The organism is Pseudomonas sp. MDT1-85, assembly GCF_054898065.1.
This window is the reverse complement of sequence record NZ_CM142715.1, coordinates 725,972-741,323: the sequence shown is the minus strand read 5'-3', so window position 1 is coordinate 741,323 and position 15,352 is coordinate 725,972. Positions and strand designations below refer to the sequence as shown.

Below are 15,352 nucleotides of genomic sequence, written 5' to 3'. Positions count from 1 at the left end.
GTAGCAGCTGGCGAAGCCTGCGTTCGGCTGCGCAGCAGTCGCCCTGCGTTTCTTCTGATGTATCGCATGCTCAGGTTTTACGAAGGCTTCGCCGCCGGACGCAGCCTCGCGGGCTCGGCAGCTGCTACATGTTTGTGGTGGCGCTGGGGTTTTCTTCGTTGTCGCAGGCTTTTGATTTGCAGCAGTTAAGTGATCAACTGGCCAAACCCGATGTGATCCACGGCAGCTTCATCCAGGAAAAACACCTGCGCGCCCTGCCCCAACCGCTGACCAGCAAGGGCACCTTCGTTTTGGCGAAGAATCACGGCCTGCTCTGGCTGCTGAAAACGCCGCTGCAACAGGACTACCGCATCAGTGCCAAGGGCATTGCCCGGCGTGATGCCAGCGGCTGGCAAATGCTGCCGAACAAGAGTGCCGGCGCCGAGCAGAACCGCTTGTTCCTCGCGGTGCTGCAAGGCGACAGCAGTGGCCTGCAACGGGATTTCGAGCTTTCGCTGAGCGGCGATGCACAGAACTGGAAGCTGACCCTGAGCCCGCGTTCGATGCTGCTCAAGCAAGTGTTCAATCAGATCAACATCGACGGCGGCGAACTGGTGCACAGCATCGAGCTGCTCGAAACCCAGGGTGACCGAACCCTGTTGCGCATGCAGGACAGCACTAGCGCACAACCTTTGAGCGATGCGGAGCAACATGACTTTGCCGAGTGAACGGATGCTCCCGCGGCTGTTTCTGATCCTGCTGCTGGCGGTGCTCGCGCTCGCCGGCTGGCAATGGCGTGACGGTGCCCCGCTGTCGGCCAACCTGATGGAACTGGTGCCAGGCACGGCGCCGGACGCGTTGGAATTGCGCGCCGAACAACGCATGCAAGAACCGCTGAACCGGGAAATGCTGGTGCTGGTCGGCCATACAGACCGCCAGCAAGCCATCGCCATGGCGCAAAAACTCGGCGAGCAGTGGCAGGCCAGCGGCGTGTTCGAAAAGGTCCAGTGGAACCTGCAAGCCGACTTACCGGCGCTGCGCACGCAATTGCTGCAAGGCCGACTGGCGATGTTGTCGGCTGCCGACCGGCAGCAACTCATCGAGCATCCCGACGCCTTTATCCAGCAACGGGTACAAGCCCTGTTCGACCCGTTCACTGGCTTCAGCCTGGTGCCGAGTCAGGACGACTGGCTCGGCCTGACCGGGCGCATTCAGAACAGCCAGCCGCAACACGGCTCAGTGCAACTGGACATCGGCAGCGGTGCGCTGGTCGCCGATGCCGACGGCAAGAGTTGGGTGATGTTGCGGGCGCGAACCGCCGGCAATGCATTCGACATGAACCTGCCGCTGCAAGTGGCCGACCTGCTCCAGCACAGTCGCGAAGAAGCCGCCCAGGCCGATGTGCAACTGCTCGCCGCCAGTGGCCTGCTGTACGCCGCCAGCGGTCAACGGCAAGCCGCGCGCGAAATGACCTGGGTCGGCGGCGGCGCCACGGTCGGGATTTTGTTGTTGCTTTTACTGGCCTTCCGGCGTTGGCGGGTATTGTTGGCGTTTGTTCCGGTGCTGGTGGGCATGCTGTTCGGCGCGGTGGCCTGCGTGGCGCTGTTCGGTCACATGCATGTGATGACGCTGGTATTGGGCTCCAGCCTGATCGGCGTGGCGGTGGATTACCCACTGCATTACCTGTCCAAAAGCTGGAGCCTGAAACCCTGGCACAGCTGGCCGGCGTTGCGCCTGACCCTGCCGGGGCTGACGCTGAGCCTGATCACCAGTTGCATCGGCTACCTGGCCCTGGCCTGGACGCCATTCCCGGCTCTGACGCAAATTGCCGTGTTCTCCGCTGCCGGCCTGGTGGGCGCCTATCTGTCGGCAGTGTGCCTGTTGCCGGCGCTGCTCAAGGGCGTGGATCTGCGGCCGGCGCAATGGCCGATGCGCATCGCCGAGAAGTTGCTGGAGCTGCGTGAATCGCTGCTGAAATACTTGCGCACGCCGGTACTGCTGGCGCTGCTGATCGCCTTCTGTGTCGGTGGTCTGTTGCAGCTGCAGAGCAAAAACGATATTCGCCAATGGGTCGGCACGCCGCAGCAACTGACTGACGAAGCCCAAGCCATCGCGCGCATCACCGGCTATCAACCTACCAGCCAGTTCTTTCTGGTGCGCGCGGCCAATCAGCAGGAGTTGCTCGAACGCCAAACAGCACTGAGCGAACGCCTGGATCAATTGGTCAACCTGGAAAAACTTCAGGGCTATCTGTCGCTCAATCAACTGGTCAGCCAACCGAGCGAACAGCGCAAAGTGCGTGAAGCGCTGAACAAGCTGCCGCAGTTCTGGCAACCGTTGCTCGCCCTCGGCGTGCCGGCCGTCGCGTTGCAGGCCGAGTTGGCAACGTTGCAGGCGCTGCCCATCGAAGACATCGACGCCGCGCTGGCCGGCCCATTGGCGGAACCCTATCGCACGCTGTGGCTGGGGCCGACCGATGACGGCGTGGCTGCAATGGTCAGCCTGCAAGGCTTGAACAATCCTACGCTGTTGCGGGTCCAGGCGCTGGACTTGCCGGGTGTGGAACTGGTGGACCGTCTCGGCGAACTGAACCAGGTGTTCGCCGACACTCAAATCAGCGCCGCTGAATTGAAACTCGCTTCCTGCGTGTTGATCGTGCTGGTGCTGATCCTGCCATTCGGTTTCGGTGGCGCGCTGCGAATTGTCTCTCTGCCGTTGCTGGCGGCCCTGTGCAGTCTGGCAAGCCTCGGTTGGCTCGGTCAGCCGTTGACGCTGTTCAGCCTGTTCGGCCTGTTGCTGGTGACGGCGATCAGCGTCGATTACGCGATCCTCATGCGCGAACAGATCGGCGGCGCGGCGGCGAGCCTGCTGGGCACCTTGCTGGCGGCGGTGACCACTTGGCTGTCGTTTGGCCTGCTGGCAGTGTCCAGCACGCCGGCGGTGAGCAACTTCGGCCTGTCGGTGAGCCTCGGCTTGGCGTTCAGTTTCATCCTGGCGCCGTGGGCAGGACGCCAAGTCCATGCCGCCCCGGTCGTGGAGCCGGCAGCATGACGGTCGCGGTGTTCTGGGCGATGGCCCTGGTGTTGTTCGCCGTGGCCACCCGTATCGGTCGTCATTTCGGTCTGATTCCGATCGTCAGCCAGTTGCTGCTGGCGACCTTCGGCCTGCCACTGCTGATGTACTTCTGGATCGAACCGGGCTGGCACCTGAGCGGTGCCGACCTGATCTCGCCGGACTGGTTGAAAAACCTCTACAGCCTGAGTTTTGCCTTGCTGCTGGGGCACATCCTCAGCGACGTGATCGACCTGCGGCTGGAACGTCAGAGCCTGAAAATCGCCCTGCCGAGTTTCTGCATTCCGTTTGCCTGCGGGCTGGCGACGGCAGTCTGGCTGTTGCCGCCACAGCCGTGGATCAGCTCGCTGGCGGTCGGTCTGCTGTTCGCCATCACCGCGATTCCGGTGTTGTATCTGTACCTGCGACACATCAACTACCCACCCGCTGCCACCCGACGCCTGGTGCAGACCGCGATCCTGATCGACCTGACCTGCTGGACCCTGTTCGCGTTCGCCCAAGGCAGCCTGCACCTGAGCAGCCTTTTGCTGCCGCTGGCCGGCGCCTGCTTGCCGTTGTTGCTGCGACTGCTCGGGTTGCGCCAACCGTTGCTGCACAGCGGCTGCTTCTTCGCGCTGCTGGTGGTCGCCGAACACTTCAAACTCAATGCGCTGATCTTCGGCATCGGCTACCTGCTGTGCATGGCCGCGCTCAAGGTGCCATTGGTGTTGCCATTGTCGGCGGCGTGGATGAACCGTTTGCAGACCTGGATCGCCATCCCGCTGATCCTCACGTTCGGCATCGTGCAGATCAACGTGCACAGCGCCATCGACAGCCTCAGCGGCGTGCAACTGGCCGCGCTCCTGCTATTGCCGATCGCCAGCAAACTGTTGGGCAACTGGCTGGGCCTCGGCTGGGCTGGCGCCTCGTTTGAAGGTGCCAGTCGCTGGCGGGAAAGTCTGCTGCTGAATATTCGCGGCTTGAGCGAGATCGTCTTTCTCAACCTGCTGCTGCAACAACAGCTCATCAGCCCGGCGCTGTATTTCGCGCTGATGCTGATGGGCCTGATCGCAACCCTGCTGCCGGCACTGGCCGGCATGCACCGAACCCCTTTGAACATCGCCGCCCCGGCAAGGAGCACCCGTGCCAACAGTTGAAATGGAACGTCGTCAGGTACTGGTAATCGGCGCCGGCCCCTCGGGCGCCATCGCCGCCGCGCTGCTCAAGCGTAAAGGTCATGATGTGCTGATGATCGAGCGCCAGCATTTCCCACGATTTTCCATCGGTGAAAGCCTGCTGTCCCACTGCCTGGACTTTGTCGAAGAAGCCGGCATGCTCGAGGCGGTAAATGCTGCTGGTTTCCAGCGCAAGAACGGGGCGGCGTTCGCTTGGGGCGATCAATACAGCGCCTTCGATTTCGGCGACACGTTCAGCAACGGCAAGCCGACGACGTTCCAGGTTCAGCGCGCCGACTTCGACAAGCTGCTGGCCGATCAGGCTGAACTGCAAGGTGTCGATGTCCGTTACGGCGAAGCCATCGTCAGCGCCGATTTCAGCCTGCCGAAACCGCAGCTCGATGTGCTTCGCGAAGACGGCAGCCAATACCGCGTCGAGGCCGACTTCGTGCTCGATGCCAGCGGCTACGGTCGTGTGCTGCCGCGCTTGCTGGACCTTGAAGCGCCGTCGAACTTCCCAGTGCGCCAGGCCGTGTTCACCCACGTCGAAGACTGTATCGACAGCCCGGCTTTCGACCGGGAGAAAATTCTCATCACCACCCATCCGACCCAGCGTGATATCTGGTTCTGGACCATCCCGTTCAGCAACGGTCGTTGCTCGGTGGGCGTAGTGGCGGCCGCCGAACACTTCGAAGGCCGCACCGATAATCTGGACGACTGCCTGCGCGGCTTCATTGCTGAAACCCCAAGCTTGGCCGGTGTGCTGAACAATGCCGTGTGGGATACGCCCGCGCGGACCATCGGCGGCTATTCGGCCAACGTCAAAACCCTGCACGGTCCCGGTTTCGCCCTATTGGGCAATGCGGCGGAATTTCTCGACCCGGTGTTTTCTTCCGGTGTGACCATCGCCATGCGTTCGGCGAGCATGGCCGCCGGGGTGCTGCACCGCCAACTGCAAGGTGAAAGCGTCGACTGGCAGACCGAGTTCGCCGAACCGCTCAAGCGCGGCGTCGACACCTTCCGTTGCTACGTCGAAGGCTGGTACGCGGGGACCTTTCAGGATGTGATTTTCTATCAGGGCGGCACAGCGGAAATCCGCCGCATGATCAGCTCGATACTCGCAGGTTACGCCTGGGATGAGCGCAACCCGTTTGTCAGCGAACCCAAACGTCGACTGCGGATGATTTCGGACCTGTGCGCCCAGGATCCGACATGAGCTACTTGAGCGATAACTACGTCGAAGAGACCCGTTTTGGTTTCTGGTTCCTGCGCAGTCACACCTGGCAGCACCATGTACTGCGGGTAGCGATCAATGATTTGCGCGATCTGTTCAGCGCGCCATTGCCCGACAACCCGGTATTGCTGGATGCCGGTTGCGGCCAGGGCAAGTCGTTCCAGTACCTGCGCCAGACCTTCACACCGCAGCGCCTGATCGGGCTGGATGCCGACCCTCACAGCCTGAATCTGAGCGGCGAAGAAGCAGCCCGCCAGGGCATGGATGTAGAGCTGATCGGCAGTGACTGCGCGAGCATCAAAGTGCCGGACGCCAGCGTCGATCTGCTGTTCTGTCACCAGACTTTCCATCACCTTGTCGAGCAGGATCAGGCCCTGGCCGAGTTCTATCGAGTGCTCAAGCCGGGCGGCTATTTGCTGTTCGCCGAGTCCACCGAGGCTTACATTGATACGTGGGTGATTCGCTGGCTGTTCCGCCACCCGATGCACGTGCAGAAGAGCGCCGCCGGCTACCTGGACATGATTCGTCGGCAGGGTTTTGAATTCGGCCCGCAGAACGTGTCTTACCCTTACTTGTGGTGGAGTCGCGCCAAGGATTTCGGCCTGCTCGAACGCTTCGGCCTGCGCCAGCCGAAACCCATTGGCCAACGCGAAGAAACCTTGGTCAATGTAGTCGCGCGTAAGCCTCTTGAAGGTGCTGATTGATGTCTAGCGCAACCCAAACCTGTGGGAGCGAGCCTGCTCGCGAAAGCGGTGTATCAGTCAACAAAAGTGTTGGATGTGCCGACGCATTCGCGAGCAGGCTCGCTCCCACCGGGTCTGCGGTGCTGATCGGTTTTCTGCTGCTCAGCTGCCTTCTGTTGCTGAGCGCTTGCGCCAGCCAGGCACCGCTGCCCGAGCGAACCCCGAATCTGGCGTTGCCGCTGCAACTGCACATCGAACGGCAGATGGCCGAACAGCGTCAGGACTGGCTGCTGGTGATCCAGCGCGAAGGCCCAGGCATTCGCTGGTCGATGATGGACCCTTTGGGGATTCCCGTGGCACGGCAGAAACTGATCGATGGCCAATGGCAGGCCGACGGCCTGCTGCCGCCCAATCCGGAAGCACGGGAGCTGTTCGCCGCCTTGTTGTTTGCGTTGACCCCTGCGGGCGAGTTGCATGGCAACTATCCCGCCGCCCGGCAGGATGACGGGCAACGCTCCTTGTCACCCCGCTGGATCGTCCGTTACTCACAACCACTGAGCTTTGAATTGAACGTGTCCCAAGGCCCGCACTATCGCGTCACTCCGTTAGGCGAGCACACGCCATGACGGCCTATCTGAACGCCCTCGGGGTGATCTGCGCCCTGGGCCGCGACAAGCAGGAAGTCGCCCGCAACCTGTTTGCCGGCGATTGCTCGGGCATGCGCGGCGAGGCCGGCTGGGTGGTGGATCGCACGCTGCCGGTCGCGGCGGTGCGCGGTGAGTTGGCGCCGATTCCGGCTGAGCTGGCGCATCAAAGCAGTCGCAACAATCAATTGTTGCTAGAGGCTGCACTGCAAATTCGCGAAGACATCGAGCAAGCAATCCAGACCTACGGCCGCGACCGTATCGGCGTCATTCTGGGCACCAGCACCTCGGGCATCGACGAGGCCAGCCGCGGCTTGGCCCATTACATCCGAGAGCATCAGTTCCCTGCCGATTATGACTATCAACAACAGGAACTCGGCGCGCCGGCGACGTTTCTCGCCGACTGGCTGCAATTGAGCGGCCCGGCCTATGTGATTTCCACCGCCTGCACCTCCAGCGCCCGCGCGCTGATGAGTGCCCAACGACTGCTCGATCTGGGCATGTGCGACGCCGTGTTGTGCGGCGGTGTCGACAGCTTATGCAAGCTGACCCTCAACGGTTTCTCGGCCCTGGAAGCGGTGTCCGAACAGCGCTGCAATCCGTTTTCAGCCAACCGCAACGGCATCAATATCGGCGAAGCGGCGGTGCTGTTTCTGATGAGCAAAAGCGCCAGCAACAGCCAACCGATTGCCCTGCTCGGCAGTGGCGCCAGCTCCGATGCACACCATATTTCCGCGCCAGAGCCGACCGGCCGTGGCGCCCTGCAAGCGATGCGCAAAGCCTTGAGCCGAGCAGGCCTGCAACCGCAGCAGATCGGCTATCTGAACCTGCACGGCACCGCCACGCAACATAACGACGCCATGGAAAGCCTGGCCGTGACGACACTGTTCCCACAAGGCGTGCCCTGCTCATCGACCAAACCGATGACCGGCCATACCCTCGGCGCTGCCGGTGCCCTGGAAGCGGCGTTCTGCTGGTTGAGCCTGAGCGCGGACAACCGCGAGCATTCCTTGCCGCCCCACGTCTGGGACGGCCAGCCCGACCCCGAATTACCGGCCCTGCATTGGGTGACCCCGACTGACCACTTGACGTCCATTGCACCTCGCTACCTGATGAGCAATTCCTTTGCCTTCGGTGGCAATAACGTCAGCCTGATTATCGGAGACGCCCCATGATTACCTGGCCGCTCGCCGAACTGCTGCCGCATGCTGGCGACATGATCCTGATCGAGCAGATCCTGTCGTTCGATGACGAGCAGATTCACACCCGACTCACCGTCAAACCCGGCGGCCTGTTCAATCGCCCCGACGGCAGCCTGCCGGCCTGGGTCGGCATCGAGCTGATGGCCCAGAGCGTCGCCGCGTACGCCGGCTGCCATGCGCGTCAGAAAGGCAATGCAGTGGAACTGGGTTTCCTGCTCGGCACCCGAAAATTCGAATGCAACGTGGAACACTTCCCCGCCGGCACCGAGTTGACCATTCATGGGATACGCTCGCTGGAAGACGACAATGGCATGGGTGTGTTCGAATGCCACCTCACTGCCCCCGGCATCCACGCCACCGCCCGGCTGAACGTGTTTCGCCCGCCTCAGGCCGCGCAATATCTTCATGAACCCCAAGGAGTCGAGTGATGACTGAATCCGTACTGGTCACCGGCTCCAGCCGTGGTATCGGCCGCGCCATTGCGTTGCGTCTGGCCCGGGCCGGGCATGACATCGTGCTGCACTGCCGCAGCGGCCTGGCGGACGCCGAAGCCGTCAAGGCCGAAGTCGAAGCCCTGGGCCGCAACGCTCGCATCCTGCAATTCGACGTGTCTGATCGTGCCCGTTGCAAAGCTATTCTTGAAGCCGACGTCGAAACCCACGGCGCCTATTATGGCGTGGTGCTCAATGCCGGCCTGACCCGCGACGGTGCTTTTCCGGCCCTGAGCGAGGAGGATTGGGACATGGTGATGCGCACCAATCTCGACGGTTTCTACAACGTGCTGCACCCGGTGATGATGCCGATGATCCGTCGTCGCGCCGCCGGACGGATTGTCTGCATCACCTCCGTCTCCGGCCTGATCGGCAATCGCGGCCAGGTCAATTACAGCGCGTCCAAGGCCGGTTTGATCGGCGCGGCCAAGGCGCTGGCGATCGAACTGGGCAAGCGCAAAATCACGGTCAACTGTGTCGCACCCGGCCTGATCGACACGGCGATGCTCGACGAAAACGTGCCGGTGGAAGAACTGATGAAAATGATCCCCGCACAACGCATGGGCACCCCTGAAGAGGTGGCCGGCGCGGTGAATTTCCTGATGTCGGCGGAAGCGTCGTACATCACCCGGCAGGTTTTGGCCGTCAACGGAGGCCTGTGCTGATGAAGCGCGTCGTCGTCACCGGCATGGCCGGCATCACCTCACTGGGCAGCGACTGGGACACCATCGCCGGCAACTTCGCCGCCAACCGCAGCGGCATCCGCCGCATGGACGAGTGGGATCGTTTCACCGAGCTCAACACGCGCCTGGCCGGGCCGATCGATGACTTCAAAGTGCCGAGCCACTGGACCCGCAAGCAACTGCGCAGCATGGGCCGCGTCTCACGCTTGGCCGTGGGCGCGGCTGAACAGGCTTTGGCGGACGCCGGCCTGCTGGGCGACGACTCGATCAAGGACGGACGCATGGGCGTTTCCTGCGGCTCGTCCACCGGCAGCACCGACGAGATCAAGGCGTTTGGCAAAATGCTGCTCAACTCGGTGGCCGAAGGCCTGAACGCCAACTCCTACGTGCGGATGATGCCCCACACCACAGCGGCGAATATCAGCATCTTCTTCGGCCTCACCGGCCGACTGATCCCGACCTCCAGCGCCTGCACCAGCGGCAGCCAAGGCATCGGTTACGCCTATGAATCGATCAAGTTCGGCCGCCTGCCGCTGATGCTCGCCGGCGGCGCCGAAGAGCTGTGCCCGACCGAAGCCATGGTGTTCGATGCACTCTACGCCACCAGCCTGAAAAACGATGCCCCGCAAACCAGCCCTCGCCCTTACGACACCGGCCGCGATGGCCTGGTGATCGGTGAAGGCGGCGGCATGCTGGTGCTCGAAGAACTCGAACACGCCCTGGCGCGCGGTGCACATATCCACGCCGAGATCGTCGGTTTCGGCAGCAACGCCGACGGTCAGCACGCCACCCGTCCGGAGCAACTCACCATGCGCCGGGCCATGGAACTCGCCCTGGAAGACGCCGGACTGCAGCCTTCGGACATCGGCTATGTGAACGGTCATGGCACCGCCACAGAACAGGGCGACATTGCCGAAACACTGGCCACCAGCGCGTTGTTCGGCGAACACATGCCAATCAGTTCGCAGAAGAGTTTCCTCGGTCACACCCTGGGAGCCTGCGGTGCGCTGGAGTCCTGGTTCAGCATCGAAATGATGAACCGCGATCAGTACGTGCACACCTTCAACCTCGATGAGGTCGATCCGCAGTGCGGCAAGCTCGATTACCTGCGCGGTGAATTCCGGCAGATGAGCAACCAGTACGTGATGAACAACAATTTCGCTTTTGGTGGGGTCAACACCTCGTTGATTTTCCGCCGCTGGTCGTAATCGAATTACTCAGGGTCAAGGAGACCTCCATGCATTTCAAGAAACTCGCTGCCGCCGCCACCTTGCTGATCTGCGCATTGCCGGGCATCAGCCAGGCCCGTGACACCGCGGTGTATCTGCCTTTTGACAAAGCAGTCGCCGAAGCAACCCGCGCCGGCAAAATCGATGGCAGCGTGAAATTCTACCTGGCGGGCAATACACCGGCCGGCAACGTCACCGTCCTCAGCACGGGTGCCGTGACCAACAAGAAAACCAACGCCTTCAACAAGTCTGACGAAGTGGCCTGCGAATGGGTCGCCCAATCGGCAATCATCAGCCTGCACCAGGCAGCGAAGAACGCCGGCGCCAACGCCGTCACCAACATCGTCAGCTTCTACAAGAAAAATGAGCGCAAGGATGCCAAGACCTATGAGTGCCACGCCGGGGCGCTCATGGCGGGGGTTGCGTTGAAAGGGGATTTGGCGAAGGTTCAGTAAAGGCACTGGTGAGAGGATCGCCTCATTACCGACCGGCAGAGGCTGATGAACTGTGGCGAGCGAGCTTGCTCCGGGCGGCGTTCCGACGATGGGCTGCGCAGCGGCCCCAAAAAATCTGACAGCCATTGCCGATTTTTGTGAGTGCTACGCACTCAAGCGGGAGCAAGCTCCCTCGCCACAATGACAAAGGGCGCCTTTCGGCGCCCTTTTTACAAACAGGTAGGCTTGTCATCGCCTTGTACCTGTCTGGCTCTGCGATGGCTGGTTGTCCAGGATCCTCAGAGCCTTACAAGCCCCTTTCGGGAACGCCGCTAGTAATGCTCAAAATCGTATCTTCATTTTTTCTTTTAATTTAGCTCAGGTACTGGCGTGTAACTTCAATCCTAAAGCTTTCACGACTTTAAGGATGGTACCGAACTCTGGATTCCCTTCACCTGACAGGGCACGGTAAAGACTTTCCCGAGAAAGCCCCGCATCCCGCGCGACCTGAGTCATGCCGCGAGCACGTGCAATGGTCCCGAGAGCCTTGGCGATGAATGCTGGATCATCTCCCGCTTCTGCCATACAAGCGTCAAGATAATTGGCCATGTCCTCCTCGGTCTTGAGGTACTCGGCAGAGTCCCAGCGAGTGAATTGTTCGGTCATGGATTTTGCTCCTGCCAGGATTTCGCAATTAGCCTGGCTTGTTTGATGTCTCGGGTTTGGCTGCTTTTGTCACCACCGCAGAGGAGGATGACCAGTTGACGGCCTTGCTGCATGAAATAGACCCTATACCCTGGGCCATAATCAATACGTGCTTCACTAACCCCTTCTCCGATGGTTTTGATATCACCAAAATTCCCATCTGCCATACGGTCGATTCGCACCTGGATACGCATCCTGGCGCGGCTATCGGCCAGCTTCAATAACCAGCTAGAGAAAGTTGAACTTCGAAGGATCTCAGTCATGCGCCAGAGTGTAGCCTTTGAGCTACAGACACTCAACGTGGATTTCTTCTGAGGTGATGTGCGGTGTCTACATCCCTTGCATCGGCAAGGTAAAGGCTTGCCTTTGATCACTTTGCTCGCGTCAAAAGAGGAACCGCGTCGCATGTGAGCGGGAGTGCAACTCAGGGCCTGCCTGGATTCAAAAACGATTGACCGAGGTTGAGCTTATCGGTGCGGGCTCAGTAAACGGGACAGCCCCCACACTTGGTGCAGGGGCCGTCCAGACGCTTACTGAGCTTGAATCAATTTGCTTTCAGTGACGCCAGCGCGGCCTGTTTTGTCGTCGACGACTTGCAAGTTGTTACGCGCCTTGATGAAGCCCACTTTCACTTCCTGCCAGACAAAGTAGTTTTTGCCGGCTTCTGCGGTGAGTTTCAGTTCCGAGTCGTTTTCCGCCGAAGACACCAGGGTCTGCTGGCCGGCCGGGACGGCTAACATCAGGTAGGACTTGGCGACTGTCTGCCCTACAGGCTTGCCATTGAGGGTCACCGGCATTTTCACCCCGGCGCCCATGCTCTCGTTGCGATAAACGTAGATATTGGCTTTGTCAGGGCTCACCTGGAAGGTCTTGGCCTGAGTGTCCTGGGTTTCATCGGCCATTTTTACCGAAGCACAACCACCTGTCAGAGCGATCAATGCCAACAAAGCGGTGAGAGTTAATTGCTTGAACATCCTGTATCTCCATAGTTTGTGATGAGTCCAATGCGGTTATCGGCCGATACAACGAAAGACCAAGAGCCGCATCCAATAAAACCTCTATGGAGTCTGCTTGCACCAAGCGACGAAGAACGTCGACGCCAATGGCATGGGCAAATTCCGGTCAGTCTGGTTCTGGTGCATGGGTCTCCCCTTCCAATGCCGCAGGACCCTCGAACTCTGTCTGCAGTAGCGCCAAAAAAGCCTCTCGAGCGGGGTGTCGACCTGCGTTTTCATGCCAGTAAAACAGGTTGTCGATACTCGTCAGTTCCGGGAATTCGTATCCTTGCCAACCTGCACTGTGGCGGTATTGCTCATAGATCCCGCGAGGTACCAGCGAAACGCCGGCACCTGCACTGACACATCCGACTATGGCGCCATAGCTTGCGATGCTGACGATCGGCAACACCTGCTCATGGCGCAACAACCACTGCTCCAGCGCGAAGCGGTATGGACACCCCGGGGGCCACATGAAAATTTCCTTACCTTGCAGATCCGCCGCCTTGCGTAAAGGCCCATGGGACGCAGACGCGATGAGGATTAAATCTTCGCGGTACATCACTGCACGCTTGAGCCCGGGGCGTTCAATGTTCACCGCCACGATCACCCCATCAAGTCGGTGATGCTGAGTATCGTCCAGCAGTTGAGCCCAAGTGCCGGTGCTCAACTCCAGCGACACCTGCGGGTACAGCGCATGGTACTTGGCCAATAATCGGGGCAGCCGTCCCGTAGCACTGGATTCAATGGCGCCGATGCGCAGAGGACCGCCAGGCGTGCTGGTGGGCGCTACCGCGCGCCGGGCCTCATCAGCTAAACCCAGGATCTTCGTCGCGTAATCAAGAAATATCTCCCCGGCAGGAGTAATCCGCAACCCTCGACCGTCGCGGAAAAACAGTGGCGTGCCAAGCTCCCGCTCCAGGGACTTGAGGCGTGCGGTGATATTGGACGGCACACAGTGCAGCAACTCGGCGGCGCGCGCGATGCTGCCAAGATCGTAAACCGTCTTGAACATGCGCAGTTGGGACAATTCCATGGCTCACCCAGAGTGAATGTTCAGATCAGTTTAAGTCACTTGTAGTGAGGTGACGTGTTTTTGATACTCCAATTAGCGCGCGTTGCGTGACGCCGTTGCCCTTTCATTTCCCTTGATGAGCAGGAGTTTTTTATGGAGTTAGTTGAGCGAAAAATCCAGTCCCTCGCCGAAAGTGTGCTCACCCATAAAGTTTTAAAAAACGCATTCTGCCAACGATGGGTGGGAGGCTCGCTCCCCCTCGCCGACGTTGAGGTGTTTGCTCGAAACTATCTGGCCCGTATCGGACAAACCTCTCATATGGACGCCCTGTCATTTATGGGTACTTTCGTCCTGCACGCTCAGGTCGACATTGTCAAAAATCTGTACGCCAAGATGCGCTGCGACACCCCGGAAAAAGCCCTCGCCCTACTGGAAAGCTATTTGATCGACCTTCTCAGCCGTCTCGCTGACCGGCCGTACAGCATGGATGAACTCATGGCTGTGCCTGTGCTTGAAAGCACTATCGCGTTCAGCCGCGAGCAGTTGAATCTTTACACCGACGGTGGTGACAACAACAATCCGCGCCATGTGCTCGGCACGTTGTTGGCTCAGGAGTGGCTGGCCTATTCGATGCTCATCCGTTTGTACGAAGGAGCGCGTAACTATAAGCACCTGTATGCCAATAACGACGACTTTCATGAGCACTGCGAATATTTCTACATCCACATCGGGGATGCGGAAAAAGAACACAAGATCCAAGCCGTGAAAGCCGCCACCCAGGAATGCACCACCGACCAGCACATAGAGGAAGTCAGAGCGTCGTTCAACCGCTTCCTGGTCATCACCGAGCAGTACTGGAACGGTATAGCCCGTGCCAATGCCCAGTGTGCAAAGTCGTGTTGCGTCCAGGATGACGATTTGATGAATAAAAGGCCCAGCGTAAAAATCGCTTTGGCGGCGTTTTTTGTAATCCTTTGCTGGGCCTATTCCCCCATTGGAATCCACATAGGGTTAAAGGCTTATGAGCCCGGTCATCTCGCGCTGATGCGATTTCTCATCGCCTCAACGTTCATGGCCGGGGTCGCATTGGTGATGCGTATTTCCCTGCCCCGCCTTAAAGACTTGCCACTGCTGGCCGTGCTGGGATTCCTTGCCGTCAGCCTGCATCACATAGCCCTCAACTACGGCCAACAAGGCGTTAGCGCCGGGGCCGCCAGCGTACTGGCACAATCCACGCCGCTGTTCAGCACGTTATTGGCGCATTTCGCGTTCAAGGACCGGGTCAACGGCTGGCAATGGATCTGTGTGCTGTGCGGCCTGATCGGCGCCGCTGTGGTAGTCACTGGGGACCGTGGTTTTGGTGAGCTGGACGTGCACGGGCTGCTGATCCTGCTGGCGGCGTTGTCCTGGAGTCTGTATTTCGCCTTGCAAAAACGCCACTCCCAACGTTATGACGGGCTGACGATGGTGTGTTACACCATTTGGTCGGGCACGGTACTGCTCCTTGTGTATGTCCCGGGCCTGTGGAGCGAAGCGCAAAACGCCTCAACTTCAGTCAACTTGGCGGTGCTCATTCTGGGCATCTTCCCCAGCGCCCTTGCGTACCTCGCCTGGGCATACGTACTGGCTCACAGCAACGTGAGTCGCGCTTCCATTTCGCTTTACCTCATACCGCCCACAGCCATGTTGATGGCCTCGTTGGTTCTGAGTGAACGCCCTTCGGCCATGGTCATCGTCGGAACGGTCATAGTGCTGACAAGCGTACTCGCCCTCAATCTGGAACCATCGCAAGTAGCGGTTCCTGCCGACAAAGTTTGAACAGAGATCGTGAC

Annotated in this window: 16 protein-coding genes; 12 read left to right on the top strand and 4 right to left on the bottom strand. The window is 60.0% G+C overall.

Translation table 11 applies throughout. The features are described from left to right. Positions 1–128: 128 nt before the first annotated feature. From ACYZT2_RS03425 to ACYZT2_RS03375, 11 genes are all read left to right on the top strand, one after another. Positions 129–707 (top strand): outer membrane lipoprotein carrier protein LolA, encoded by a 579-nt coding sequence (locus ACYZT2_RS03425; RefSeq protein WP_461970137.1) that lies wholly within the window; start codon positions 129–131, stop codon positions 705–707. After that, positions 691–3,030 carry an MMPL family transporter gene (locus ACYZT2_RS03420; RefSeq protein WP_461970135.1) on the top strand — a complete coding sequence of 780 codons (2,340 nt, stop codon included), beginning with the start codon at positions 691–693 and terminating at the stop codon, positions 3,028–3,030. The genes ACYZT2_RS03425 and ACYZT2_RS03420 overlap by 17 nt, the downstream gene beginning before the upstream one ends. Next, entirely contained in the window at positions 3,027–4,187 is a 1,161-nt protein-coding gene (locus ACYZT2_RS03415; protein ID WP_461970133.1) for a sodium:proton antiporter, read from the top strand. The genes ACYZT2_RS03420 and ACYZT2_RS03415 overlap by 4 nt, the downstream gene beginning before the upstream one ends. Next, a complete protein-coding gene (locus tag ACYZT2_RS03410) occupies positions 4,174–5,421 on the top strand; it encodes an NAD(P)/FAD-dependent oxidoreductase (RefSeq protein ID WP_461970131.1) in 1,248 nt (415 codons plus the stop codon). The genes ACYZT2_RS03415 and ACYZT2_RS03410 overlap by 14 nt, the downstream gene beginning before the upstream one ends. Further along, positions 5,418–6,143: a class I SAM-dependent methyltransferase gene (locus ACYZT2_RS03405; RefSeq protein ID WP_461970129.1), complete on the top strand. Its 726-nt coding sequence runs from the start codon at positions 5,418–5,420 to the stop codon at positions 6,141–6,143. Before ACYZT2_RS03410 ends, ACYZT2_RS03405 begins: the two co-directional genes overlap by 4 nt. A gap of 122 nt (positions 6,144–6,265) precedes the next feature. Then, on the top strand, positions 6,266–6,748 hold the full coding sequence (locus tag ACYZT2_RS03400) for a hypothetical protein (protein ID WP_461972981.1): 483 nt from the start codon (positions 6,266–6,268) through the stop codon (positions 6,746–6,748). Beyond that, positions 6,745–7,941, top strand: a complete 1,197-nt coding sequence (locus tag ACYZT2_RS03395) for a beta-ketoacyl-[acyl-carrier-protein] synthase family protein (RefSeq protein ID WP_461970127.1) — start codon at positions 6,745–6,747, stop codon at positions 7,939–7,941. The genes ACYZT2_RS03400 and ACYZT2_RS03395 overlap by 4 nt, the downstream gene beginning before the upstream one ends. Continuing rightward, a complete protein-coding gene (locus tag ACYZT2_RS03390; protein ID WP_007899158.1) occupies positions 7,938–8,396 on the top strand; it encodes a hotdog family protein in 459 nt (152 codons plus the stop codon). Before ACYZT2_RS03395 ends, ACYZT2_RS03390 begins: the two co-directional genes overlap by 4 nt. After that, complete coding sequence (gene fabG / locus ACYZT2_RS03385) at positions 8,396–9,124, top strand: 3-oxoacyl-ACP reductase FabG (protein ID WP_461970124.1); 729 nt, start codon at positions 8,396–8,398, stop codon at positions 9,122–9,124. The genes ACYZT2_RS03390 and fabG overlap by 1 nt, the downstream gene beginning before the upstream one ends. After that, a complete protein-coding gene (locus ACYZT2_RS03380) occupies positions 9,124–10,350 on the top strand; it encodes a beta-ketoacyl-ACP synthase (RefSeq protein WP_461970122.1) in 1,227 nt (408 codons plus the stop codon). The genes fabG and ACYZT2_RS03380 overlap by 1 nt, the downstream gene beginning before the upstream one ends. Positions 10,351–10,379: 29 nt before the next feature. After that, positions 10,380–10,826, top strand: coding sequence for an excinuclease (locus ACYZT2_RS03375; RefSeq protein WP_461970120.1), 447 nt, complete (start codon positions 10,380–10,382; stop codon positions 10,824–10,826). A 357-nt stretch (positions 10,827–11,183) separates the two neighbouring features. On the opposite strand, the gene ACYZT2_RS03370 is transcribed toward ACYZT2_RS03375, so the two are convergent. The 4 genes from ACYZT2_RS03370 to ACYZT2_RS03355 form a co-directional block, all read right to left on the bottom strand. Continuing rightward, on the bottom strand, positions 11,184–11,471 hold the full coding sequence (locus ACYZT2_RS03370; protein WP_461970118.1) for an addiction module antidote protein: 288 nt from the start codon (positions 11,469–11,471) through the stop codon (positions 11,184–11,186). Then, positions 11,468–11,773, bottom strand: a complete 306-nt coding sequence (locus tag ACYZT2_RS03365; RefSeq protein ID WP_461970116.1) for a type II toxin-antitoxin system RelE/ParE family toxin — start codon at positions 11,771–11,773, stop codon at positions 11,468–11,470. The genes ACYZT2_RS03370 and ACYZT2_RS03365 overlap by 4 nt, the downstream gene beginning before the upstream one ends. 267 nt (positions 11,774–12,040) lie before the next feature. Then, positions 12,041–12,484, bottom strand: coding sequence for a DUF2846 domain-containing protein (locus tag ACYZT2_RS03360; RefSeq protein WP_461970114.1), 444 nt, complete (start codon positions 12,482–12,484; stop codon positions 12,041–12,043). A 148-nt stretch (positions 12,485–12,632) separates the two neighbouring features. Then, the gene (locus ACYZT2_RS03355) at positions 12,633–13,541 is read right to left on the bottom strand and encodes a LysR family transcriptional regulator (RefSeq protein WP_461970112.1); all 909 of its coding nucleotides are present in this window, start codon (positions 13,539–13,541) and stop codon (positions 12,633–12,635) included. A 900-nt stretch (positions 13,542–14,441) separates the two neighbouring features. Between ACYZT2_RS03355 and ACYZT2_RS03350 the strand changes: the two genes are divergently transcribed. Continuing rightward, positions 14,442–15,338, top strand: coding sequence for a DMT family transporter (locus ACYZT2_RS03350; RefSeq protein ID WP_461972979.1), 897 nt, complete (start codon positions 14,442–14,444; stop codon positions 15,336–15,338). Positions 15,339–15,352: the final 14 nt, after the last annotated feature.